Genomic DNA, 22,416 nt, shown 5'->3' on the forward strand with positions numbered 1-22,416 from the left:
ATCTGCGAACCTAGATACACGATGCGCGGCGAACCGTCCATGCGCGCACCCCTTGCGCGCATCGAACGGCGATGTGGTTCACACCACGCCGCCGGCCGCGTGGCCGCTGGCCCAGGCCCACTGGAAGTTGTAGCCGCCCAGCCAGCCGGTCACATCCAGCACCTCACCGACGAAATGCAGGCCGGGCACGCGCTTGGATTCCAGCGTCGAAGACGAGACTTCGGCCGTATCCACGCCGCCCAGGGTGACTTCGGCGGTGCGGTAGCCCTCGGTGCCACTGGCCACCAGCGGGAACGCGCCCAGCAACTGTGCAGCCTGGCGCAGCACCGGCTCGTCCAGCTGGCGTACCGGGCGGTCGGGCAGCCAGTGCTCGCACAGGCGCTGCGCCAGCCGCTTCGGCAGCACCTCGCCCAGCACCGTGCGCAGTTCGGCGGCGGGCCGCTCCTGCTTCATCTGGCGCAGCCAGTCACCGGCATCCTGGCCGGGCAGCAGGTCCAGCTCCAGCGCGTCACCGGGTTGCCAGAACGAAGAGATCTGCAGGATCGCCGGGCCACTCACGCCGCGGTGGGTCAGCAGCATGAAGTTCTGGAAGCTCTTTCCATTGCAGCGCGCCTCGATCGGCAGCGCCACGCCGCTGAGATCGGCCAACCGCTCCTGGTGCTTGCCGCTGAGAGTGAGCGGTACCAGTCCGGCGCGGGTCGGCAGCACCTGGTGGCCGAACTGGCGGGCGATCTCATAGCCGAAACCGGTGGCGCCAAGGCTGGGAATCGACAGGCCACCGGTGGCCACCACCAGCGAGGCGCAATGGAACAAGCCCTGCGTGGTGTGTACGCGGAAACCATCGGTGCCATGCTCGATGCGCTCTACGCTGCACTGGGTACGGATCTGCACGCCCGCCGTCTGGCATTCGTCCACCAGCATCTTCACGATCTGCTTGGACGAAATGTCGCAGAACAGCTGGCCCAGCTCTTTTTCGTGATACGTGATGCCGTGCTTGTTGACCAGCTCGATGAAATGCCAGGGTGTGTAGCGCGCCAGCGCCGACTTGCAGAAGTGCGGGTTGGCCGACAGGAAGTTGGCCGGGGTGGTGCCGGTGTTGGTGAAATTGCAGCGGCCACCACCGGACATCAGGATCTTCTTGCCGATCTTGTTGGCATGGTCGATCACCTGCACTTGGCGGCCGCGCTGGCCGGCCGTGATCGCGGTCATCAGCCCGGCTGCACCGGCACCGATCACCACCACATCGCAACGGATCGCGCTCATGCCTTGGCGCGCTTGCGCCAGTTCGGGATCACGTCAAGCTGGATCTGATCGTCCAGCAGCTGCACCTCGCCGTCCTGGATCAGCACGCTCCAGCGCATCGCACGCTTGATCTGCTGGCCCCAGCGCTCGACGAAGTCGCCGTCCAGATCAACCACGGACAGGTTGTCGAAGCGCGCCAGGCCCTTGCCCTGCTTGCCCCACCAGATCTCCGAAGCGTTGCCGCCATAGTTGATCACCTGCACCTGGCGGCTGCGGTTGCTGGCCTTGCGGATGCGCGATTCGTCGGGATGGCCCAGGTCGATCCACTGCAGGATGTCGCCGGTGTAGTCGTGTTCCCAGAGGTCCGGTTCGTCATCGGTGCTCAGGCCGCGGCCGAACTCCAGGCGGTCGCCAGCGTTCAGCGCGAAGGCGAGCAGGCGCACCATCAGGCGGTCGTCGGTCTCGGACGGGTGCTGGGCCAAGGTCAGGTTGTGGGTCGCGTAATAGCCGCGATCCATGTCGCTGATCTGCAGTTCGGCCTTGCGGATGGTGGCGGTGAGAGCCATGGGGGTACCGTGGACTAAAGAGGACCATGATAGAGGTTTGCTCCGGGGGTGTCCGTGGCGGGGCTGTCTGTGCAGCGTCAACGTGGCACGCTTGGGCTCTTTTCCGTTGCCTGAGTGGACCTGATGATCCTGCCCAGCCGCCTGCAGCTTCCGCCCGGCCACTGGGCCACGCTTCTCGACGGCCTGTGCGCGCGTTTTCCGCGCATCGATCGTGAGCAATGGCAGGATCGCTTCACGCGCGGCCGGGTGCAGGACGCGCAGGGCAGGGCGCTGGCAGCGGACATGCCCTGGCAGGTGGGGCTGGAGATCCGGTATTTCCGGGAGGTGGTGGACGAGCCGGTGATCCCCTTCGCCGAGACCATCGTCCATCTCGATGCGCACCTGCTGGTGGCCGACAAGCCGCACTTCCTGCCGGTCACGCCAGCGGGAGGTTATGTGCGCGAGACGTTGCTGGCACGCCTGGTCGCGAGTACCGGTAATACCGATCTGGTGCCGCTGCATCGGCTGGACCGGCTGACTGCAGGCCTGGTGCTGTTCTCCACGCAGGCTGCATCGCGCGACGCCTACCAGCGGCTGTTCCGCGAACGCCGCATCGACAAGACCTACGAGGCGCTGGCGCCGGCGCTGCCCGCGGCGACGTTCCCGCTGCATCGGCACAGCCGCTTGGCTCCGGCCGAACCGTTCTTCCGAATGGCCGAAGTGCCCGGGGAGCCCAATGCGCGCAGCCGGATCGAGCTGATCGAGGGTGAGGGACCGATCTGGCGTTATCGGCTGCTGCCGGAAACCGGCCGCAAGCACCAGCTGCGCGTGCACATGGCGATGCTGGGCGCGCCGATCGAGGGCGATGACCTGTATCCGCAGTTGCGGCAGCGGCCGGTAGGCACGGCCGAGGTGCCGCTGCAGCTGCTGGCGCAGGGGCTGGCCTTCGACGACCCGTTGAGCGGCGAGCGTCGGGTGTTCAGCAGCCAGCGCTGCCTGCGCCTGCCGGATCCGGAAGGCTAGACGCGTTCAGCGGGCCGGATGCCGCGCCAGCCAGCGGTCCAGCTCAGCCGCAAACAGCTGCCGGTCGCGTGGCCCCAATGGCGGAGGCCCCCCGGTCTGTACCCCGGCGCCGCGAAGTTCCTCCATGAAATTGCGCATCGACAGCCGTTCGGCCATGTTGTTCGGGGTGTACAGCTGGCCGCGCGGGTTCAGGGCCACCGCCTTCTTTTCCAGCACCAGTGCGGCCAGCGGGATGTCCTGGGTGACCACCAGGTCGCCGGCGGCCACCCGCTCGACGATGGCGCTGTCGGCCACGTCCAGGCCCTGCGGCACCTGGATCGAGCGCAGCCAGCGTGAGGGCGGGGTACGGATCCACTGGTTGGCGACCAGGGTCAGTTCGATCCCGACCCGTTCAGCCGCCCGGAACAGGATGTCGCGAATGACGGTGGGGCAGGCATCTGCATCCACCCAGATACGGGGGCGGGCGTGTTCAGCTTGGGTTTCAGCTTCAGTCATTTACCCAGTGTAGGGTAGGAAAAACCTGAATGGGGACTCGGGGTTAGCCGCGGAAAGGCGCCAACCCTTGCCACGCCTAGCGGGCGGCGTTTGTCGATGAACGTCCGGGCTATCGCTTTTTGCAGAAAACACGCGTATCGTTCGTCCCACTGTGTTTGCTAGGGTCACCGTGAATCGTGGCCTGGTGCAGTTGATCTCACGATCCGCTCATCGATCCGCTTTACCAACGCCTGCAACTCAGTCTCGGCCCCGATACCCGGTGGCTGCGATTTTTTCAACATGTGTTTCAGGAGTTAGTCAAATGTCTGATCGTCAGACCGGCACCGTCAAGTGGTTCAACGACGCCAAGGGCTTCGGCTTCATCACCCCGGAAAGCGGCCCGGACCTGTTTGTGCACTTCCGTGCCATCCAGGGCACCGGCTTCAAGACCCTGCAGGAAGGCCAGAAGGTTACCTTCATCGCCGTCCAGGGTCAGAAGGGTATGCAGGCTGACCAGGTGCAGGCGGTCTAATCCGTCTGCTACCGTTTGGTAGCCAGAACGCCGGAAGCGAAAGCTTCCGGCGTTTTTTATTGCCCGCTGCTTTGTAGAGTCGAGCTTGCCCGACTGTCTCTGGAAAGCAGTCGAGCAAGCTCGACTCTACAAAGGGCATGCACCGTGCGCGGTAGGATGCAGGTCCCCCCAAGGATCGTCCCCATGCGCATCGTCCACCATCTGGAAAACTCCCGTTCACTACGCGTGCTGTGGATGCTGGAGGAGCTGGGGCTGGACTACGAGCTGCGCCGCTATCCGCGCGATCCGAAGACGCTGCTGGCACCGCCGGAACTGCGTCAGGTGCATCCGCTGGGCAAGTCGCCGGTACTGCAGGATGGTGAACTGGTGCTGGCCGAATCCGGTGCCATCCTCGATTACCTTGCCGACCGCTACGACACCCAGCGCCAGCTGTCGCCGTCGCCGACGCCTGCCGATGGTGCTGAACGCATCGCCTACCGCTACTGGCTGCACTACGCCGAAGGCTCGGCGATGCCGCCGCTGCTGCTGACCCTGGTGATCGGTCGCATCCGCAGCGCACCGATGCCGTTCTTCGCGCGCCCGATCGCACGCAGCATCGCCGACAAGGCCGAGCGTGGCTTCATCGGCCCGCAGCGGCGTCTGCACCTGGACTGGATGGAGCGCCGCCTGACCGAAAGCCCGTGGTTCGCCGGCGAGCGCTTCAGTGCCGCCGACATCCAGATGAGCTTCCCGATCCAGGCTGCGGCCGCGCGCGGTGGTGGCCTCGACGACAAGCCGGCACTGCGTGGCTTCCTCAAGCGCATCGGTGAACGCCCGGCCTATCAGCGTGCCGAGGCCCACGGCGGTCACCTGCAGGCACTCAGCGGCAATTGAGGAGGGTGGCCGTCGCCCCCATCTTCAGCACCATGGATACCGACAGCCCCCGTTTCGACAACCGCCTGCTGCACACGCTGCCAGGCGACCCCGAATCCGGCCCACGCCGCCGCGAAGTGCTGGGCGCCGCCTGGTCGCCAGTGATGCCGACCCCGGTGACGGCGCCCACGCTGCTGGCCTGGGCACCGGACGTCGCCGAGATGCTTGGCTTCGATATCGCTGAGGTCGAGAGCGAAGGCTTCGCGCGTGTATTCGGCGGTAACGCGCTGTACGCCGGCATGCAGCCTTGGGCGGCCAACTACGGTGGCCATCAGTTTGGTCACTGGGCCGGTCAGCTCGGCGATGGGCGTGCGATCTCGCTGGGTGAACTGGTTGCGCCGGATGGCCGTCACTGGGAGCTGCAGCTGAAGGGGGCCGGCCCGACGCCGTACTCACGCGGGGCGGATGGTCGTGCCGTGCTGCGCTCTTCGATCCGCGAATTCCTGTGCAGCGAGGCGATGCATCATCTGGGTGTGCCGACCACGCGCGCGCTGTCGCTGGTAGGCACCGGCGAAGACGTGATGCGTGACATGTTCTATGACGGCCATCCGCGCGCCGAGCCCGGCGCCATCGTATGCCGGGTGTCGCCGTCGTTCCTGCGCTTCGGTTCGTTCGAGCTGCCTGCGTCGCGTGGTGAAACCGCGTTGCTGCAGCAGCTGGTTGATGCCTGCATCGCCCGCGATTTCCCCGAGCTGGAAGGGGAGGGCGAGACGCTGTACGGCGACTGGTTCGCGCAGATCGCGGTGCGCACCGCCGAGATGATCGCGCACTGGATGCGCGTGGGTTTCGTGCATGGCGTGATGAACACCGACAACCTGTCCGTGCTCGGCCTCACACTCGATTACGGCCCTTACGGTTGGGTCGAGGACTTCGATCCGGATTGGACGCCGAACACCACCGACGCACAGGGCCGCCGTTATCGTTTCGGTACCCAGCCGCAGGTGGCGTACTGGAACCTGAGCCGATTGGCGCAGGCACTGTCGCCGTTGTTTGCCGATGTTGCGCCACTGCAGGCGGGCTTGGCGGCGTATCAGTCCACCTTCGTGGCCTGCACGCGTCGCGATGCTGCCGCCAAGCTCGGCCTGGCCGCGGCCGACGATGACGACCTGCAGCTCTACCTGCGCTGGCAGCAGCTGATGCAGGACGGTGCCATGGACATGACCCTGGCTTGGCGCGCGCTGATGCGCCTCGATCCGGCCGCACCGGATGCGGCGCTGCTGGACGCGGTGTACTACGACGAGGCGCGCCAGCAGGCGGTGCAGGCACCGTTGCAGCAGTGGCTGCAGGACTACGCGGCACGGTTGCAGGCCGATCCGCTGTCGGCCACTGAGCGCACGGCGAAGATGGCCGCGGCCAATCCGCTGTACGTGCTGCGCAACTGGTTGGCGCAGGAAGCCATCGATCGTGCAGAGCAGGGCGACCTCGGTGGCGTTCACGCACTGCAGGACGTGCTGCGTGATCCGTACACCGAGCGTGCCGGGCTGGAGCATTTCGCCGGCAAGCGCCCGGCGTGGGCAGACAACCGCGCCGGCTGCTCGATGCTGTCCTGCAGCTCCTGAGGGTGGGTTTCGGCAGGGCTGCGCCCTGCACCTGCAGAGGCCAGGGCAACAGCCAGAGCAAAAGCGGATTCCGTGGTCTGGCGGGGCGGTGTGGGGCTGCAGGACACGCCGTAAACCCGTCCATGGGGGCTCGATGGCGCCATCCATGGCGCCAACGGTCCTGCAGCCCCACACCGCCCCGCCTCCGACAGATTCCCGCTGCTGTGGGTAGGTGTCGACCTTGGTCGACACGGTAGATCCACGCCATGCGTGGATGCTCTTCGTTCAATTTTCGAAATATTGGATTTCGATGAAGATTCATCCACGCATGGCGTGGATCTACGACAGATCGCAGAAATCTGTCGAAGGCGGGGTGGGTCCGGTTGCGGGGGCGTGAGCCGCATGGGCCCGAGGCATGCCTCGGGCGGGTTGGGCAGGAGGCCCAACCCCGGTCTTGCCGTGTGCGCAGGACAGCGCACACGAGCAAGCGGCGACCGAGCTTACATGGACGTACTTGCAGCGCCCCCCGCAACCGGACCCACCCCGCCATCCCTCGGAATGCGGCTTTTGCTTTCGCTTTTGCTTGCGCGGTGGCCTCTGCAGGTGCCGGGCGCAGCCCGGCCGACCCCTCAACAGGCAGGCGGCGCCCGGAACAGGTACCCTATGCCGCCATCAGATAGCCAACGTGACATGACCGACGCCATCGTCGCTCCGCAGTGGGCCTCCCGCCTGCGCGACATCGCCGACTTCCCCAAGCCCGGCATCCTCTTCAAGGACATCATGCCGCTGCTCGCCCACGGCGAGGACTTCCGCGGTGCCATCACCGCGATGGCCAACCATTGGCGCGACCAGAAGCTGGACGCGGTGATCGGCATCGAATCGCGTGGCTTCATCCTCGGCGCCGCGATGGCGCTGGAACTGGGTGTCGGCTTCGTGCCGGTGCGCAAGCCGGGCAAGCTGCCGGGCCAGGTGCTGCGCGAGGAATACACGCTGGAATACCGCAGCGACTGCATCGAAGTGCACGCCGATGCGCTGCCGGCCGGTGCCCGCGTGGCGATCATCGACGACGTGCTGGCCACTGGCGGCACGCTGGTTGCGGCGCTGTCGCTGGTGCGCCGCCTGGGCGTTGACGTGGTCGGTGCCGGCGTATTGGTCGAGCTCGACGGCCTCGGCGGCCGCGCGCGCTGGGAAGCGGATCTGCCGCTGCACACCGAACTGGTGTTCTGATTAGAGGGTAGGTGCCAACCAAGGTTGGCATCTACCAGAGCGAATGGCCGGGAGCCGGTAGTTGCCAACCTTGGTTGGCAGCGCTGTTGCCGTTCGCTGTTCCCACAGAGTCGAGCATGGCTCGACTCTACAGGTCACCCGGTTACATCATCCGCACGCGGAAACGTCGGCCCTTGATCTTGCCGGCTTCCAGCTTGGCCACGGCCTTGTTGGCCTGCTCACGCGCGATCGCCACATAGGAGCGGGTCGGGAAGATCGCGATCTTGCCGATGAACTTGCTCGACAGGCCGGCGTCGCCGGTCAGTGCACCGAGGATATCGCCCGGGCGCAGCTTGTCGGTCTTGCCACCGTCGATACGCAGCGTGCGCATCGCGGCCTGCGGCAGCTCGGCCGGGCGCGAAGTCGCCAGCGGCGTCTTCTGCCAGTCCAGCGGCTGCCCCATCTGCGCTTCGATGGCTTCGGCGCGGGTCTTCTCGCGGCCGGCCACCAGGCTGATCGCCAGGCCGCTGGCACCGGCACGGCCAGTACGGCCCACGCGGTGCTGATAGCTCTCCACGTCGGTCGGCAGCTCGTAGTTGATCACCGCCGCCAGCTCTTCCACGTCCAGGCCGCGTGCGGCCACGTCGCTGGCCACCAACACGTTGCAGCTGCGGTTGGCCAGCAACAACAAGACTTCCTCGCGGTCGCGCTGCTCCATGTCGCCGTGCAGGGCCAGTGCGGAGAAGCCGAACTGCTGCAGCGAGTTGGCTACTTCGTCCACGTCCTTGCGGGTGTTGCAGAACACCACCGCCGATTCCGGCGTGTACTTCAGCAGCAGGCCGGCCAGTGCCTTCTGGCGGTGCGCCGGTTCCACCTCGCAGAACATGTGGCGGATGGCCGGTGCCTGGTCGGCGCCTTCCACGGTCACTTCCACTGCCTCGCGCAGCAGGTCACGCGCCATGGCGCGGATGCTGTCCGGGAAGGTGGCGGAGAACAGCAGGCTCTGGCGGTCCTTGTGGGTGCGGCCGGCGATCTCGCGGATCGGCTCCTCGAAGCCCATGTCGAGCATGCGGTCGGCCTCGTCCAGCACCAGCGTGCGCACCGCGCCAAGATTCAGCGCGCGCTTGCGTGCCAGCTCCTGCACACGGCCGGGCGTGCCGACCACCACGTGCGGATCATGCCCTTCCAGCGACGCCAGCTGCGGACCCAGCGGCACGCCGCCCACCAGCAGCAGCAGCTTCAGGTTGGGAATGCCGGTGGCCAGCTTGCGGATCTGCTTGCCGACCTGGTCGGCCAGTTCGCGGGTCGGGCACAGCACCAGCGCCTGCACGCGGATCAGGCTGGGGTCGATGGCCTGCAGCAGGCCCAGGCCGAAGGCGGCGGTCTTGCCGCTGCCGGTCGGTGCCTGTGCGATCACATCGCGGCCATCGAGGATGGCCGGCAGGCTCTGCGCCTGCACGGGGGTGAGAGTGGTGTAGCCGAGGGCATCCAGGCCGGGCTGCAGGGCCGGGCTCAGCGGCAGGGTCGAGAAGTCAGTCATGGCGCATTGTACCCGTCCGCGCGGCCGCTCCCGCCTAATGGGGTGGGGTCGGATCCCTTTCCGCAGGAAAGGGCTCTGACCCCCAATTGGAGCCGCCATCCACGCATGGCGTGGATCTACTGGTGGGTGCCGACTCGGTCGGCACGGGCCCGCTCAGCCCAGCACCGCCAGCACGCCCTGGTGGATCGCCAGCCCGCCGAACAGCAGCCAGCCGAACAGGATCAACGCCAGCAGCAGCGGCTTCAGGCCGGCCTGGCGCAGCGCCGAAACGTGGGTGGTCAGGCCCAGCGCGGCCATCGCCATCGCCAGCAGCACGGTATCCAGCTGCACCAGCCCGGCCTGCAGGCCGGCCGGCAGCAGATGCAACGAGTTGAAACCGGCCACGGCCACGAAACCGAAGGCGAACCACGGCACCACGATGCGCGCCTTGCTGCCATCGGCGCTGGCCTTGCCGCCACGCGCCAGCCACAGTGACAGCGCGACCAGGAACGGTGCCAGCAGCATCACCCGCACCATCTTGGTGATCACTGCGGTATCGGCCGCCGCTTCGTTGACCGCGCGGCCAGCGGCCACCACCTGTGCCACTTCATGCACCGTCGCACCGGTGAACAGACCGTACTGGCGCGCGTCCATCGCCAGCCAGCCGTGCGACTGCACCAGCGCATACAGGGCGGGATACAGGAACATCGCCAACGTGCCGAACACCACCACCGTCGACACCGCTACCGTGACCTGCGCAGCACGGCCGCGCACCACTGGTTCGGCGGCCATCACCGCCGCCGCGCCGCAGATCGCGCTGCCGGCACCGATCAGCATCGCCGCCTCGCGTTCCATCTTGAACACGCGCATGCCCAGCCAGCAGGCCAGGCCGAAGGTGCTGGCGACCACCAGCACGTCCATCAGCACGCCGGTGACGCCGACATGGCCGATGTCCTGGAAGGTCAGGCGCAGGCCATACAGCACGATGCCGGCGCGCAGCAGCCAGTGCTTGGAGAAGCCCACGCCGGCCGCGCTGCTCGGCGCCAGCCGCGGGTAGAGGGTGTTGCCGACCACGATGCCGGCGACGATGGCCACGGTCAGCGCGCTCAGACCGTGCGCCTGCAGCCAGGGCAGCTCGGCCAGGTACAGCGACGCCGCCGCGATCAGGCCCACCAGCAGCAGGCCGGGCAGGCGTGGCTGCCAGCGTTGACGCAGGGCGGGCAGGGACCAGGAGGAGAGAGCGGGGGCGTTCATGGCAGGAGCAGGGCTGGGGTGACGTGGCAAGCGTGCGCGCCAGACGATGACCTGTAAAACGAATAATATGGGTGAAACCTACCTATCAAGAAGGTAAGTGCCATGCGCCTGACCTTGCGCCAGCTGCAGGTCTTTGTTGCCATCGCCGACCACGGCAGCACCACTGCCGCCGGCCAGGCCATTGCGCTCTCGCAGTCGGCCAGCAGCGCCGCCCTGCAGGAGCTGGAGGCGCACTTCGGCACCCCGCTGTTCGACCGCATCGGCCGCCGCCTGGCGCTGAACGGCCACGGCCGCGCCCTGTTGGAACCCGCGCGCACGCTGCTGGTCAACGCCGCCGACCTCGAGCGCCAGCTCGCCGCCGGCGGTGACCCCGCGCAAGGCGCACCACTGCGGCTGGTGCTGGCCGCCAGTACCACCATCGGCAACTACCTGCTGCCGCCACGCATCGCCGAACTGCTGCGGCAGGCGCCACAGGCCGAGGTCGACCTGCGTATCGACAACAGTGCCGGCGTGGTCGCCGCCGTGCAGCGCCTGGATGTGGACGCTGGCCTGATCGAAGGCCCGTGCCACGAGCGCGGCCTGCAGGTCACGGCCTGGCAGCAGGACCCGTTGGTGATTGTGGCTGCCGCCGACGCCCCCGCGCGCTGGACGCTGGATCAACTGCGCCGCGCACGCTGGCTGCTGCGCGAGCCCGGCTCAGGCACCCGCGAGGCCGTCGAACAGGCGTTGTTGGCGCATCTGCGCGGTTTCGCGCAGACCCTGCAGCTGGGCAATACCGAAGCGATCAAGCAGGCCGCCATCGCCGGTCTTGGCCTGGCCTGCCTCTCGCGTCATGCACTGGAAGAGCCGCTGGCTCTCGGCCGCCTGCGCGTGCTCGAGACCCCGATGCCCGCCCTGCAGCGCACCCTGTGGCTGGTACGTCACCCGGGCAAGCAATGGTTGCCGGGGTTGCAGGCGTTGTTGGGTGAAGTGCAGTAGCAGACATCCATCTCTCGCGATGCAAATTCCATGAAGGGGTCAGAGCCCGTTGCGCAGCAACGGGATCCGACCCCGACAGATCGCGGGAGGCTGTCAGAGGCGGGACGGTGTGGGTCTGCAGGACCGTTGGCGCCATGGATGGCGCCATCGAGCCCCCAGGGATGGGTTTACGGCGTGTCCTGCAGACCCACACCGTCCCGCCTCCCACAGGAAACCAGCTTTTGACGTTGCTCTGGCTGCGGCCGTTGCCTCTGCGGGTGCCGGGTGCAACCCGGCCGACGCCCCCAACCGGTACAATGGCCGGATGCCTCTGATTACCCTACAGAACGTCGACTTCAGCGTCGGCGGCCCGTTGTTGCTGGAAAAGGCCGAACTGTCGATCGAGCCGGGCGAACGCATCGCCCTGATCGGCCGCAACGGCGCCGGCAAATCCACCCTGCTCAAGCTGCTGTCCGGCGACCACAAGCCCGATGATGGCGAAGTCCGCGTGCAGCAGGGCGTGCGTGTCACCCGCCTGGAGCAGGAAGTGCCGCATGGCGCCGCCGGCTCGGTGTTCGACGTCGTCGCCGATGGCCTCGGCGAACTGGGCCAGTGGCTGGCCGAATTCCACCACCTCAGCCATGCCGAGGTGTTCGATGGCGAAGCGCTCGGCAGCGTGCAGGCCAAGATCGACGCCGCCAACGGCTGGGGCCTGGACCAGCGCGTCAGCGAAACCCTGACCAAGCTCGACCTGGACGGCGAGGCCGAGTTCGGCCGCCTGTCCGGCGGCATGAAGCGCCGCGTGCTGCTGGCCCGCGCGCTGGTGTCCAGCCCGGACGTACTGCTGCTGGACGAACCGACCAACCACCTCGACATCGAAGCCATTGATTGGCTGGAAGCGTTCCTGAAGGGCTGGAGCGGCAGCGTGGTGTTCGTCACCCATGACCGCCGCTTCCTGCGCGCATTGGCCACCCGCATCGTCGAGATCGACCGCGGCCAGGTCACCAGCTGGCCGGGCGACTGGGCCAACTACGAGCGCCGCCGCGAGGAACGCCTCAACGCGCAGGCGCAGGAAAACGCCCGCTTCGACAAGCTGCTGGCGCAGGAAGAAGTCTGGATCCGGCAGGGCATCAAGGCCCGCCGTACCCGCGACGAAGGCCGCGTACGTCGCCTGAAGGCGATGCGCAACGAGCGCTCCGCGCGCCGCGACCTCAGTGGCAACGTCAAGATGGAAGCGGCCCAGGGCGTCAGCTCGGGCAAGAAGGTCATCGACGTCAAGGACATTTCGTTCGCCTTCGGCGAGCGCACCATGGTCCGTGACTTCAGCACCACCATCCTGCGCGGCGACCGCATCGGCCTGATCGGTCCCAACGGCAGCGGCAAGACCACGCTGCTGAAGCTGCTGCTGGGCGAATTGCAGCCGCAGAAGGGTGAAGTCAATCCCGGCACCAATCTGCAGATCGCCTATTTCGACCAGTACCGCGCGGTGCTGCGTGAAGACTGGAGCGCGATCGAGAACGTGGCCGAAGGCCGCGATTTCCTCGAGTTCAACGGCAAGCGCAAGCACGTGCATGCCTACCTGCAGGACTTCATGTTCACCCCGGAACGTGCGCGTGCGCCGATCACCCGCCTGTCCGGTGGCGAGCGCAACCGCCTGTTGCTGGCCAAGCTGTTCGCACAGCCGTCCAACCTGCTGGTGATGGACGAACCGACCAACGACCTGGACGTGGAAACCCTGGAGCTGCTGGAAGAGCTGCTGGGCGAGTACACCGGCACCCTGCTGCTGGTCAGCCACGATCGTGACTTCATCGACAACGTGGTGACCTCCACGCTGGTGATGGAAGGCGACGGTGTGATCGGTGAGTACGTCGGTGGCTACAGCGACTGGCAGCGGTACGCCAGCAGCATTGCCGCCGCGCCGACGGCGGTGGCTGCTGCCAAGCCGGCCACCGCCGCACCCGCTGCAGCGGCCGCTACGCCGGCAGCCCCCAAGCGCAAGCTGGCCTACAAGGAAGCGCGCGAGCTGGAACAGCTGCCGAAGACCATCGAGAAGCTGGAAGGCGACGTCGAAGGGCTGACCTCGGCGATGAACGACCCGTCGTTCTACACCCGCAGCAGTGCCGAAGTAACCGCGCACACCCAGCAGCTGGCCAAGGTGCAGGCCGAGCTGGATGCGGCTTACGCGCGCTGGGAAGAGCTGGAAGGCTGAGTATCGGTCGGCGCCAGCGGTTGCGCCGATTGATGTAGAGCCGAGCCCACGCTCGGCTCATTAGATCCACGCCATGCGTGGATATCCGGATCCGTGCGGACCAACGGTCCGCACCCACCAATCAACGGTCCGTGCGGACCAAGGTCCGCACCCACCGGGGCGCCGGCGGTCATTTGACCCCGTGCAGATCCCGCAGCTGGCTCGGTCGGCTGCCGAAATACGCCGCCAGATCGGCGATGTCCTGATCACTCAGGTCCTTCGCTTGTGGCGTCATCAGCGCATGCTGGCGGTCGCCGGCACGGTAGGCCTGCAGCGCATGCGCCAGGTAGTCACCGTACTGCCCACCCAGCTTCGGATAGGTCGCATCGATCGGCGCATTGCCGTCAGCGCCGTGGCAGTCGATGCAGCTCTGGTTGGTGGCCTTGCTCTTCACCTTGGCGCGGGCCTCGCCGGCGGCCTCGCGGCCCGGCGGCAGGCCGGCGGAGGATGAAGAGCCGTGTTCGCCGCTGGCATGGCCGGGGTCGGCGGCGGATTTCTCGCTGTTTTCCACCTGCGACTGTGAACAGGCGGCCAGCAGCAGGGCAACGGACAGGGCGATGGCGTGACGCATCGGATGCGCGGCTTTCGACATGGGCGGGCCTTACTTGACGGTGGACAGGTAAACAGAGAGATCGGCGATCTCCTGTTCGCTGAAACTCATCGACTGCGCCTGCATCGTCGGATGCCTGCGCTTGCCCTGCCGGTACTCGGTCAGGGCCTGGGCCAGGTACTGCTGGGTCTGGCCGCCGATCTTCGGCACCCGGTAGCTGGGGTAGGCGTTCTTGTAGCCGGTGATGCCGTGGCACCCCTGGCAGGTATAGGCCAGTACCCGGCCATTGTCGAAATTGCCGGTGGGAGCGGTGGCCTGCGGCGCGGCGGCGGGCGCCTGGGCCGGGGCGGGTGTGGCAGGAGCAGGAGCGGGCTGTGCGGCGGCCCCGAGGGGCAGGAGGACGGCCAGAGCGAGACAAGCGGCGAGCGGCTGCGGGCGCATGGTGTCTTTTCCGGGGATTCGGGTCTGGTCGTTCCGGCGTGGGGTACGGAACGACCCGAGTATAGCCTCAGGTTTCATCTAGCTGAAATGGGGGGGGGCCGACCGGTGGCATGAAGGCACCATGACCTTTGGGATATGGTGTGGCCGTGAAGTGGTGCATTACTTTGCTACCACACCTGTCCACGCATCCTCCAGGGATCTGACGATGTCGCACCCAACCTTCCTGTCCGGCCGTCGCAGCGGAATCTGCGCTGCCGCACTGCTGATCTCCACCTCCCTGCTGCTGGGCGGTTGCGCCGCAGGGCCCAATTCCGAAGCCAAGGCCGCCGAGACCAAGGAGGAGAAGAAGGTCGATGCGGTCCCGGTCGAAGTGGCCGTGGCCAGCCACCGTGCCGTCGCCGCCAGCTACACCGGCACCGCTGCGCTGGAGCCGCGTGCCGAATCGCAGGTGGTCGCCAAGACCTCCGGCGTGGCGCTGGCGGTGCTGGTCGAAGAAGGCCAGCGGGTCACTGCCGGCCAGCCGCTGGTACGTCTGGACCCGGACCGCGCTCGGCTGGCTGTGGCGCAGAGCGAAGCGCAGATGCGCAAGCTGGAAAACAACTACCAGCGCGCGCAGAAACTGGTTGGCCAGCAGATGGTCAGCGCCGCCGACGTCGACCAGCTGCGTTACGACCTGGAAAACGTACGCGCGCAGTACCGCCTGGCCACGCTGGAACTGTCCTACACCACGGTGGTGGCGCCGATCTCCGGCGTGATCGCGTCGCGCTCGATCAAGACCGGCAACTTCGTGCAGATCAACACGCCGATCTTCCGCATCGTCGACAACTCGCGGCTGGAAGCCACCCTCAACGTGCCCGAGCGCGAGCTGGCCACCCTGCGCGCTGGCCAGCCGGTGACGCTGGCCGCCGACGCGCTGCCGGGCCAGAGCTTCACCGGTACGGTCGATCGCATCGCGCCGGTGGTGGATTCGGGCAGTGGCACGTTTCGCGTGGTCAGCGCCTTCGACGGCGCCGCGCACGCGCTGCAGCCCGGCATGTTCGGTCGCATCCGCATCGATTACGACCAGCGTGCCGATGCGCTCGTGGTGCCGCGCCTGGCGTTGCTCGACGACGGTGAACCGGCGGTGTTCCGGGTGCGCGAAGGCAAGGTCGCACGCGTTCCGGTCAAGCTGGGTTACGCCGAGGGCCCGTGGGTGGAGATCCGTGATGGCCTGGCGGCCGGTGATCAGGTGGTCACCGCCGGCAAGGTCGCCCTGCGCGACGGCACCGCAGTGCAGGTGATCGCCGATCCGAAGGCAAAGGCGAAGACGGTCGCAGCGGCCGCCAAGCCGGCAGACAAGGCCGGGAGCAAGCAATGACCGCCCCGGGCCACGACCACGGTGCCTCGCCGGCGAGCGACGGCGCCGCCGCCGGCATGCGCGGCGGACTTGTGGAATTCGCCACCCGTCGCCGCGTGACCATCGCCATGTGCACGGTCACCCTGCTGCTGTTCGGCGTGATCGCCCTCGGTAACCTCAAGGTCAACCTGCTGCCGGACCTGAGCTACCCGACGCTGACCGTGCGCACCGAGTACACCGGTGCGGCACCGACCGAAATCGAAACCCTGATCACCCAGCCGGTCGAAGAGGCCGTGGGCGTGGTCAAGAACCTGCGCAAGCTGAAATCGGTCTCGCGCACCGGCCAGAGCGATGTGGTGCTGGAGTTCGCCTGGGGCACCAACATGGACCAGGCCAGCCTGGAAGTGCGCGACAAGATGGAAGCGCTGAACCTGCCACTGGAGGCCAAGGCACCGGTGCTGCTGCGCTTCAATCCGTCCACCGAGCCGATCATGCGCCTGGTGCTGTCGAACAAGGCAGCGCCGACCAGCGATGCCGATGCGGTCCGCGAGCTGACCGGCCTGCGCCGCTACGCCGATGAAGACCTGAAGAAGAAGCTGGAGCCGGTCAGCGGCGTGGCGGCAGTCAAGGTCGGTGGTGGTCTGGAGGACGAGATCCAGGTCGACATCGACCAGCAGAAGCTGGCCCAGCTGAACCTGCCGATCGACACCGTCATCAAGCGCCTGAAGGACGAGAACATCAACATCTCCGGCGGCCGCCTGGAGGAGGGTTCACAGCGCTTCCTGGTGCGTACCGTCAACCAGTTCGCCGATCTGGAAGAGATCCGCAACCTGCTGGTCACCACCCAGGCGTCGAACGGCAGCGCGGCTGACTCGGCGTTGCAGCAGATGTTCAACATCGCCGCGTCGACCGGTTCGGCGGCGGCCATCGCGGCGGCGTCGGCGGCGCAGAGCGCATCGTCCGGTGGTGGCTCCAGCGTGGTTGCCAACGGTGTGCCGGTGCGCCTGAAGGACGTGGCCACCGTGCGCCAGGGTTACAAGGAGCGTGAAGCGGTGATCCGCCTCGGCGGCAAGGAATCGGTGGAACTGGCGATCTACAAGGAAGGCGACGCCAACACCGTGTCCACCGCCGAAGCGCTGCGCAAGCGCCTGGAGCAGATCAAGGGCACGTTCCCCTCCGATGTGGAGATGACCACCATCGAGGACCAGTCGCGCTTCATCGAGCACGCCATTGCCGACGTCAAGAAGGATGCAGTGATCGGTGGCCTGCTGGCGATCCTGATCATCTTCCTGTTCCTGCGTGATGGCTGGAGCACGTTCGTGATCAGCCTGTCGCTGCCGGTCTCGATCATCGCCACGTTCTTCTTCATGGGCCAGCTCGGCCTCAGCTTGAACGTGATGTCACTGGGCGGCCTGGCACTGGCCACCGGCCTGGTGGTGGATGACTCGATCGTGGTGCTGGAAAGCATTGCCAAGGCGCGTGAGCGTGGCCTGGGCATCCTGCAGGCGGCGATCGTCGGTACCCGCGAAGTGAGCATGGCGGTGGTCGCCTCCACCCTGACCACCATCGCGGTGTTCCTGCCGCTGGTGTTCGTCGAGGGCATCGCCGGCCAGCTGTTCCGCGACCAGGCATTGACCGTGGCGATCGCCATCGCGATCTCGCTGCTGGTGTCGATGACCCTGATCCCGATGCTGAGCTCGCTGAAGGGGCGCCCGCCGCTGGCGTTCCCGGAAGAAGCGCCGAACGCACCGTGGCAGCCGCAGAGCCGCTGGCAGAAGCCGGTCGCGCTGGGCCGCCGTGGCGTGGTCGCGACCGCGCGCTGGAGCTTCTACGCACTGGCCTGGCTGGTGGTGCGGGTGTGGCGTGGCGTGGTGGCCGTGGTGGGTCCGGTGATGCGCAAGGCCAGCGATCTGGCAATGAAGCCCTATGCCGGTGCCGAGCGTGGCTACCTGCGCCTGCTGCCGAGCGCACTGGCGCATCCGGGCAAGGTATTGGGCGTTGCCTCGATCATCTTCGTGGCGACCATGGCGCTGGTGCCGATGCTCGGTGCCGACCTGATCCCGCAGCTGGCGCAGGACCGTTTCGAGATGACGGTGAAGCTGCCGGCCGGCACGCCGCTGAAGCAGACCGATGCACTGGTGCGCGAGCTGCAGCTGGCACACGGCAAGGGCGAAGGCGTGGCGTCGCTGTACGGTGTCAGCGGCAGCGGCACCCGCCTGGATGCCAGCCCCACCGAGAGCGGCGAGAACATCGGCAAGCTGACCGTGGTGATGGAAGGCGGAGGCAATGCACGCAGCGAGGCCGAGATCACCGAGCGCCTGCGTGACACCATGGGCCAGCATCCGGGTGCACAGGTCGATTTCGCGCGGCCGGCGTTGTTCAGCTTCTCCACGCCGCTGGAAATCGAGTTGCGCGGGCAGGACATGGCAACCCTGGAAGTGGCCGGCCAGCGCCTGGCGGCGATGCTGCGCGGCAACGCGCACTACGCCGATGTGAAGTCGACGGTGGAAGAGGGCTTCCCGGAAATCCAGATCCGCTTCGATCAGGAACGCGCCGGTGCGCTCGGTCTGACCACGCGCCAGATCGCCGATGTGGTGGTGAAGAAGGTGCGCGGCGACGTGGCGACACGCTACAGCTTCCGTGACCGCAAGATCGATGTGCTGGTGCGTGCGCAGGAAGGCGACCGCGCCAGCGTGGAGAGCATCCGTCGGCTGATCGTCAATCCCGGCAGCACCCGCCCGGTGACACTGGACGCGGTGGCCGAGGTGGTGGCCACCACCGGTCCCAGCGAGATCCATCGCGCCGACCAGACGCGGGTGGCGGTGGTGTCGGCCAACCTGCGCGACATCGATCTTGGCGCGGCCATGCGCGAAGTGCAGCAGATGGTGTCAGAACAGCCGCTGGGCGCGGGCGTCGGCCTGCACATCGGTGGCCAGGGTGAGGAGCTGGCCCAGGCGGCGAAGTCGCTGATCTTCGCCTTCGGCCTGGCGATCTTCCTGGTCTACCTGGTGATGGCTTCGCAGTTCGAGTCGCTGCTGCATCCGTTCGTGATCCTGTTCACCATCCCGCTGGCGCTGGTCGGTGCGATCCTGGCGCTGATGTTGACCGGCAAGCCCATTTCGGTGGTGGTGTTCATCGGCCTGATCCTGCTGGTCGGCCTGGTCACCAAGAACGCGATCATCCTGATCGACAAGGTCAACCAGCTGCGCGAGGCTGGCGTGGCCAAGCACGAGGCGCTGGTGGAAGGTGCGCGCTCGCGCCTGCGCCCGATCATCATGACCACCCTGTGCACGCTGTTCGGCTTCCTGCCGCTGGCGGTGGCGATGGGCGAGGGCGCCGAGGTGCGCGCACCGATGGCGATCACCGTGATCGGTGGCCTGCTGGTGTCGACCCTGCTGACCCTGCTGGTCATTCCGGTGGTGTACGACCTGATGGACCGTCGCGGCGATGCGTATTACCGCGAACGTGGCCGCAAGCATGCCGGTGCGATCGAGCCGGGCGCAGCGGACAGTGCGGCGGGTGCGGAGGAACCGGCATGAGTGTTGCCGAGTTCTCCATCCGCCGTCCGGTCACCACCATCATGTGTTTCGTGTCGCTGGTGGTGATCGGCCTGATCGCCTCGTTCCGGCTGCCGTTGGAAGCGCTGCCGGACATCTCGGCGCCGTTCCTGTTCGTGCAGATCCCGTACACCGGCTCGACCCCGGAGGAAGTGGAGCGGACCATCATCCGCCCGGTTGAGGAATCGCTGGCGACAATGACCGGCATCAAGCGCATGCGCTCGTCGGCCACCTCCGAGGCGGCGCTGATCTACATCGAGTTCAGCGACTGGGACCGCGACATTGCGATCGCCGCGTCCGACGCGCGCGAGCGCATCGATGCGATCCGCAGCGACCTGCCCGACGACCTGCAGCGCTACAACGTGTTCAAGTGGTCCAGCAGTGATCAGCCGGTGCTGAAGGTGCGCCTGGCCAGCACCACCGACCTGACCACCGCCTATGACATGCTCGACCGCGAGTTCAAGCGGCGCATCGAACGCATTCCCGGCGTGGCGCGTGTCGACATCACCGGCGCGCCGCCGAACGAGGTGGAGATCGCCATCGATCCGAACCGGCTCAACGCGCACGGGCTGAGCATCAACGAGCTGAGCGAGCGCCTGCGCACGCTGAACTTCTCGATCTCGGCCGGGCAGATTGACGACAACGGCCAGCGCGTGCGCGTGCAGCCGGTGGGCGAAATCACCGACCTGCAGGAAATGCGCGACCTGGTGATCAACGCCAAGGGCCTGCGCCTGGGTGATATCGCCGAGATTCGGCTGAAGCCGGCGCGGATGAGCTATGGGCGCCGCCTGGACGGCAACCCGGCGGTCGGCCTGGACATCTTCAAGGAGCGCAGCGCCAATCTGGTGGAGGTTTCGCGCGCGGCACTGGCCGAGGTCGAGGCGATCCGCGCGGAGGCGTCGATGCGCGACGTGCAGATCAAGGTGATCGACAACCAGGGCAAGGCGGTGACCTCCTCGTTGCTGGAACTGGCCGAGGCCGGCGGCGTCGGCCTGATCCTGTCGGTGACCGTGCTGTTCTTCTTCCTGCGCCACTGGCCATCCACGCTGATGGTGTCCCTGGCCATTCCGATCTGCTTCACCATCACCCTGGGTTTCATGTACTTCGCCGGGGTGACGTTGAACATCCTGACCATGATGGGCCTGCTGCTGGCGGTCGGCATGCTGGTCGACAACGCCGTGGTGGTGGTGGAGAGCATCTACCAGGAGCGCGAGCGCATGCCCGGGCAGCCGCGGCTGGCCTCGATCATCGGCACCCGCAACGTGGCCATCGCACTCAGCGCGGGCACGCTGTGCCACTGCATCGTATTCGTGCCGAACCTGTTCGGCGAGACCAACAACATCAGCATCTTCATGGCGCAGATCGCGATCACCATCTCGGTCTCGCTGCTGGCCTCGTGGCTGGTGGCGGTCAGCCTGATCCCGATGCTGTCCGCGCGCATGACCACGCCGAAGCTGGTGCATTCGAAGACCGGCCTGATCGGGCGCCTGCAGCACCGCTACGCACAGCTGCTGGATTGGTCACTGCGCCATCGCGGCTGGAGCCTGCTCGGCATCCTGCTGGTGGTGCTGATCAGCCTGGTGCCGATGAAGCTGACCAAGATCGATATGTTCGGCGGCGAAGGCGGCAAGGACATCTTCATCGGCTACATGTGGAAGGGCGCCTATACCTACCGGCAGATGTCCGAAGAAGTGGCGCGGGTGGAGAGCTGGATCGACCAGAACCGCGAACGCCTGCACGTGAAGCAGGTGTACTCCTGGTACAGCGAGCAGGAAGGCAGCTCGACCGTGGTCACTCTGGACGAGAAGTACGCTAAGGACATCAAGGCGCTGCAGGAAGAGCTGCGCAAAGGCCTGCCGAAGTCGGCCCGCACCGACTACTTCGTCGGCAACCAGGGCGGTGACGGCGGTGGTGGGGGCAACCAGGGCGTGCAGGTGCAGCTGGTCGGCGACTCCAGTTCGATGCTGCAGGAGATCGGCCAGGAAGTGGTGCCGCTGCTGGCCCAGCGTGCCGAGCTGCGCGACGTGCGCATCGACAATGGCGAGAAGGGCGGTGAACTGAAGGTGCGTGTCGATCGTGAGCGTGCCGCAGCGTTCGGCTTCAATGCCGAGCAGGTGGCCAGCTTCGTTGGCCTCGCACTGCGCGGTGCGCCGATGCGCGAGTTCCGCCGTGGTGACAACGAAGTGCCGGTATGGGTGCGCTTCGCCGGTGCCGAACAGAGCAGTCCCGAGGATCTGGCTGGCTTCAGCGTACGTACCGGCGATGGCCGCAGCGTGCCGCTGCTGAGCCTGGTCAGTGTCGACGTCGGCTCGTCGGCCACCCAGATCGGCCGTACCAACCGCCAGACCACGTTGACCATCAAGGCCAACCTGGCCGAGAAGATCACCGCGCCGGACGGCCGCAAGGCGATGGAATCGGTGCTCAAGCCAATGAACTTCCCGGCCGGCTATGGCTTCACCTTCGATGGCGGCGACTACGGCAACGACGACGAAGCGATGCAGCAGATGGTGTTCAACCTGCTCATCGCACTGGTGATGATCTACGTGATGATGGCCGCAGTATTCGAGTCGCTGTTGTTCCCGGCGGCGATCATGAGTGGGGTGCTGTTCTCGATCTTCGGCGTGTTCTGGCTGTTCTGGATCACCGGTACCTCGTTCGGAATCATGTCCTTCATCGGCATCCTGGTGCTGATGGGCGTGGTGGTGAACAACGGCATCGTGATGATCGAGCACATCAACAATCTGCGGCGCGGCGGCATGGGACGCACCCAGGCGCTGGTGGAGGGCTCACGCGAGCGCTTGCGGCCGATCATGATGACCATGGGCACGGCGATCCTGGCGATGGTGCCGATCTCGCTGACCAATACGCAGATGTTCGGCAACGGCCCGGAGTACGCGCCGATGGCACGCGCGATTGCCGGCGGCCTGGCGTTCTCGACGGTGGTCAGCCTGCTGTTCCTGCCGACCATCTACGCGGTGCTGGATGACCTGCGCAGTGCGGTCACACGACTGATCCGGCGTGCGCGCGGTCTGGAGATGGTAGAGCCGGGCGCTGCCCGGCTGTAATGCACGACAGCGTGTTG

General features: G+C 66.7%; 17 protein-coding genes. 10 read left to right on the forward strand and 7 right to left on the reverse strand.

The window, feature by feature from the left end:
• Positions 1-78 precede the first annotated feature (78 nt).
• Together AC3ITW_RS08725 and AC3ITW_RS08730 are read right to left on the reverse strand one after the other, a co-directional pair.
• Positions 79-1,263: a BaiN/RdsA family NAD(P)/FAD-dependent oxidoreductase gene (locus AC3ITW_RS08725; protein ID WP_004153303.1), complete on the reverse strand. Its 1,185-nt coding sequence runs from the start codon at positions 1,261-1,263 to the stop codon at positions 79-81.
• Positions 1,260-1,808 carry a YaeQ family protein gene (locus AC3ITW_RS08730; protein ID WP_032969767.1) on the reverse strand — a complete coding sequence of 183 codons (549 nt, stop codon included), beginning with the start codon at positions 1,806-1,808 and terminating at the stop codon, positions 1,260-1,262. The genes AC3ITW_RS08725 and AC3ITW_RS08730 overlap by 4 nt, the downstream gene beginning before the upstream one ends.
• A 123-nt stretch (positions 1,809-1,931) precedes the next feature.
• Between AC3ITW_RS08730 and AC3ITW_RS08735 the strand changes: the two genes are divergently transcribed.
• On the forward strand, positions 1,932-2,810 hold the full coding sequence (locus AC3ITW_RS08735; RefSeq protein ID WP_004153305.1) for a pseudouridine synthase: 879 nt from the start codon (positions 1,932-1,934) through the stop codon (positions 2,808-2,810).
• 6 nt (positions 2,811-2,816) lie between these two features.
• On the opposite strand, the gene AC3ITW_RS08740 is transcribed toward AC3ITW_RS08735, so the two are convergent.
• Positions 2,817-3,305 carry a YaiI/YqxD family protein gene (locus tag AC3ITW_RS08740; protein WP_004153306.1) on the reverse strand — a complete coding sequence of 163 codons (489 nt, stop codon included), beginning with the start codon at positions 3,303-3,305 and terminating at the stop codon, positions 2,817-2,819.
• A gap of 301 nt (positions 3,306-3,606) precedes the next feature.
• Here AC3ITW_RS08740 and AC3ITW_RS08745 point away from each other — a divergent pair, with 301 nt between their 5' ends.
• The 4 genes from AC3ITW_RS08745 (at position 3,607) to AC3ITW_RS08760 (ending at position 7,493) form a co-directional block, all read left to right on the forward strand.
• Complete coding sequence (locus AC3ITW_RS08745; protein WP_004153307.1) at positions 3,607-3,816, forward strand: cold-shock protein; 210 nt, start codon at positions 3,607-3,609, stop codon at positions 3,814-3,816.
• 183 nt (positions 3,817-3,999) lie between these two features.
• Complete coding sequence (locus tag AC3ITW_RS08750) at positions 4,000-4,689, forward strand: glutathione S-transferase family protein (protein ID WP_012510777.1); 690 nt, start codon at positions 4,000-4,002, stop codon at positions 4,687-4,689.
• Between the two features lie 32 nt (positions 4,690-4,721).
• On the forward strand, positions 4,722-6,287 hold the full coding sequence (locus AC3ITW_RS08755; protein ID WP_489390354.1) for a protein adenylyltransferase SelO: 1,566 nt from the start codon (positions 4,722-4,724) through the stop codon (positions 6,285-6,287).
• A gap of 669 nt (positions 6,288-6,956) precedes the next feature.
• Positions 6,957-7,493 carry an adenine phosphoribosyltransferase gene (locus AC3ITW_RS08760; RefSeq protein ID WP_489390236.1) on the forward strand — a complete coding sequence of 179 codons (537 nt, stop codon included), beginning with the start codon at positions 6,957-6,959 and terminating at the stop codon, positions 7,491-7,493.
• Positions 7,494-7,635: 142 nt separating this feature from the next.
• On the opposite strand, the gene dbpA is transcribed toward AC3ITW_RS08760, so the two are convergent.
• Complete coding sequence (gene dbpA, locus AC3ITW_RS08765) at positions 7,636-9,012, reverse strand: ATP-dependent RNA helicase DbpA (protein WP_012510779.1); 1,377 nt, start codon at positions 9,010-9,012, stop codon at positions 7,636-7,638.
• A gap of 153 nt (positions 9,013-9,165) precedes the next feature.
• On the reverse strand, positions 9,166-10,245 hold the full coding sequence (locus AC3ITW_RS08770) for a YeiH family protein (protein ID WP_485616695.1): 1,080 nt from the start codon (positions 10,243-10,245) through the stop codon (positions 9,166-9,168).
• A 102-nt stretch (positions 10,246-10,347) separates the two neighbouring features.
• On the opposite strand from AC3ITW_RS08770, the gene AC3ITW_RS08775 reads away from it, so the two are divergent.
• Both AC3ITW_RS08775 and AC3ITW_RS08780 read left to right on the forward strand, forming a co-directional pair.
• A complete protein-coding gene (locus tag AC3ITW_RS08775) occupies positions 10,348-11,223 on the forward strand; it encodes a LysR family transcriptional regulator (RefSeq protein WP_489390237.1) in 876 nt (291 codons plus the stop codon).
• 304 nt (positions 11,224-11,527) lie between these two features.
• Positions 11,528-13,411: an ATP-binding cassette domain-containing protein gene (locus tag AC3ITW_RS08780; protein ID WP_489390238.1), complete on the forward strand. Its 1,884-nt coding sequence runs from the start codon at positions 11,528-11,530 to the stop codon at positions 13,409-13,411.
• Between the two features lie 169 nt (positions 13,412-13,580).
• Here the strand turns inward: AC3ITW_RS08780 and AC3ITW_RS08785 are convergent, their stop codons facing one another.
• Positions 13,581-14,042, reverse strand: coding sequence for a c-type cytochrome (locus AC3ITW_RS08785; RefSeq protein WP_006361215.1), 462 nt, complete (start codon positions 14,040-14,042; stop codon positions 13,581-13,583).
• A 9-nt stretch (positions 14,043-14,051) separates the two neighbouring features.
• A complete protein-coding gene (locus AC3ITW_RS08790) occupies positions 14,052-14,441 on the reverse strand; it encodes a c-type cytochrome (protein ID WP_100434467.1) in 390 nt (129 codons plus the stop codon).
• A gap of 205 nt (positions 14,442-14,646) precedes the next feature.
• On the opposite strand from AC3ITW_RS08790, the gene AC3ITW_RS08795 reads away from it, so the two are divergent.
• From AC3ITW_RS08795 to AC3ITW_RS08805, 3 genes are read left to right on the forward strand one after another with little or no spacing between them, the layout of a single operon-like run.
• Positions 14,647-15,798, forward strand: coding sequence for an efflux RND transporter periplasmic adaptor subunit (locus AC3ITW_RS08795; protein ID WP_012510783.1), 1,152 nt, complete (start codon positions 14,647-14,649; stop codon positions 15,796-15,798).
• Positions 15,795-19,316, forward strand: coding sequence for an efflux RND transporter permease subunit (locus tag AC3ITW_RS08800; RefSeq protein WP_489390239.1), 3,522 nt, complete (start codon positions 15,795-15,797; stop codon positions 19,314-19,316). The genes AC3ITW_RS08795 and AC3ITW_RS08800 overlap by 4 nt, the downstream gene beginning before the upstream one ends.
• Complete coding sequence (locus tag AC3ITW_RS08805; protein ID WP_489390240.1) at positions 19,313-22,399, forward strand: efflux RND transporter permease subunit; 3,087 nt, start codon at positions 19,313-19,315, stop codon at positions 22,397-22,399. The genes AC3ITW_RS08800 and AC3ITW_RS08805 overlap by 4 nt, the downstream gene beginning before the upstream one ends.
• Positions 22,400-22,416 lie beyond the last annotated feature (17 nt).

It is taken from the genome of Stenotrophomonas sp. KH_052, assembly GCF_057838755.1.

Coding starts and splice junctions, on each gene's coding strand:
- AC3ITW_RS08755 (WP_489390354.1), top strand. CDS start 4,722: ATGGATACCGACAGCCCCCGTTTCGACAACCGCCTGCTGCACACGCTG.
- AC3ITW_RS08750 (WP_012510777.1), top strand. CDS start 4,000: ATGCGCATCGTCCACCATCTGGAAAACTCCCGTTCACTACGCGTGCTG.
- AC3ITW_RS08735 (WP_004153305.1), top strand. CDS start 1,932: ATGATCCTGCCCAGCCGCCTGCAGCTTCCGCCCGGCCACTGGGCCACG.
- AC3ITW_RS08780 (WP_489390238.1), top strand. CDS start 11,528: ATGCCTCTGATTACCCTACAGAACGTCGACTTCAGCGTCGGCGGCCCG.
- AC3ITW_RS08745 (WP_004153307.1), top strand. CDS start 3,607: ATGTCTGATCGTCAGACCGGCACCGTCAAGTGGTTCAACGACGCCAAG.
- AC3ITW_RS08760 (WP_489390236.1), top strand. CDS start 6,957: ATGACCGACGCCATCGTCGCTCCGCAGTGGGCCTCCCGCCTGCGCGAC.
- AC3ITW_RS08730 (WP_032969767.1), bottom strand. CDS start 1,808: ATGGCTCTCACCGCCACCATCCGCAAGGCCGAACTGCAGATCAGCGAC.
- AC3ITW_RS08790 (WP_100434467.1), bottom strand. CDS start 14,441: ATGCGCCCGCAGCCGCTCGCCGCTTGTCTCGCTCTGGCCGTCCTCCTG.
- AC3ITW_RS08795 (WP_012510783.1), top strand. CDS start 14,647: ATGTCGCACCCAACCTTCCTGTCCGGCCGTCGCAGCGGAATCTGCGCT.
- AC3ITW_RS08740 (WP_004153306.1), bottom strand. CDS start 3,305: ATGACTGAAGCTGAAACCCAAGCTGAACACGCCCGCCCCCGTATCTGG.
- AC3ITW_RS08805 (WP_489390240.1), top strand. CDS start 19,313: ATGAGTGTTGCCGAGTTCTCCATCCGCCGTCCGGTCACCACCATCATG.
- AC3ITW_RS08785 (WP_006361215.1), bottom strand. CDS start 14,042: ATGTCGAAAGCCGCGCATCCGATGCGTCACGCCATCGCCCTGTCCGTT.
- AC3ITW_RS08775 (WP_489390237.1), top strand. CDS start 10,348: ATGCGCCTGACCTTGCGCCAGCTGCAGGTCTTTGTTGCCATCGCCGAC.
- AC3ITW_RS08725 (WP_004153303.1), bottom strand. CDS start 1,263: ATGAGCGCGATCCGTTGCGATGTGGTGGTGATCGGTGCCGGTGCAGCC.
- AC3ITW_RS08800 (WP_489390239.1), top strand. CDS start 15,795: ATGACCGCCCCGGGCCACGACCACGGTGCCTCGCCGGCGAGCGACGGC.
- AC3ITW_RS08770 (WP_485616695.1), bottom strand. CDS start 10,245: ATGAACGCCCCCGCTCTCTCCTCCTGGTCCCTGCCCGCCCTGCGTCAA.
- dbpA (WP_012510779.1), bottom strand. CDS start 9,012: ATGACTGACTTCTCGACCCTGCCGCTGAGCCCGGCCCTGCAGCCCGGC.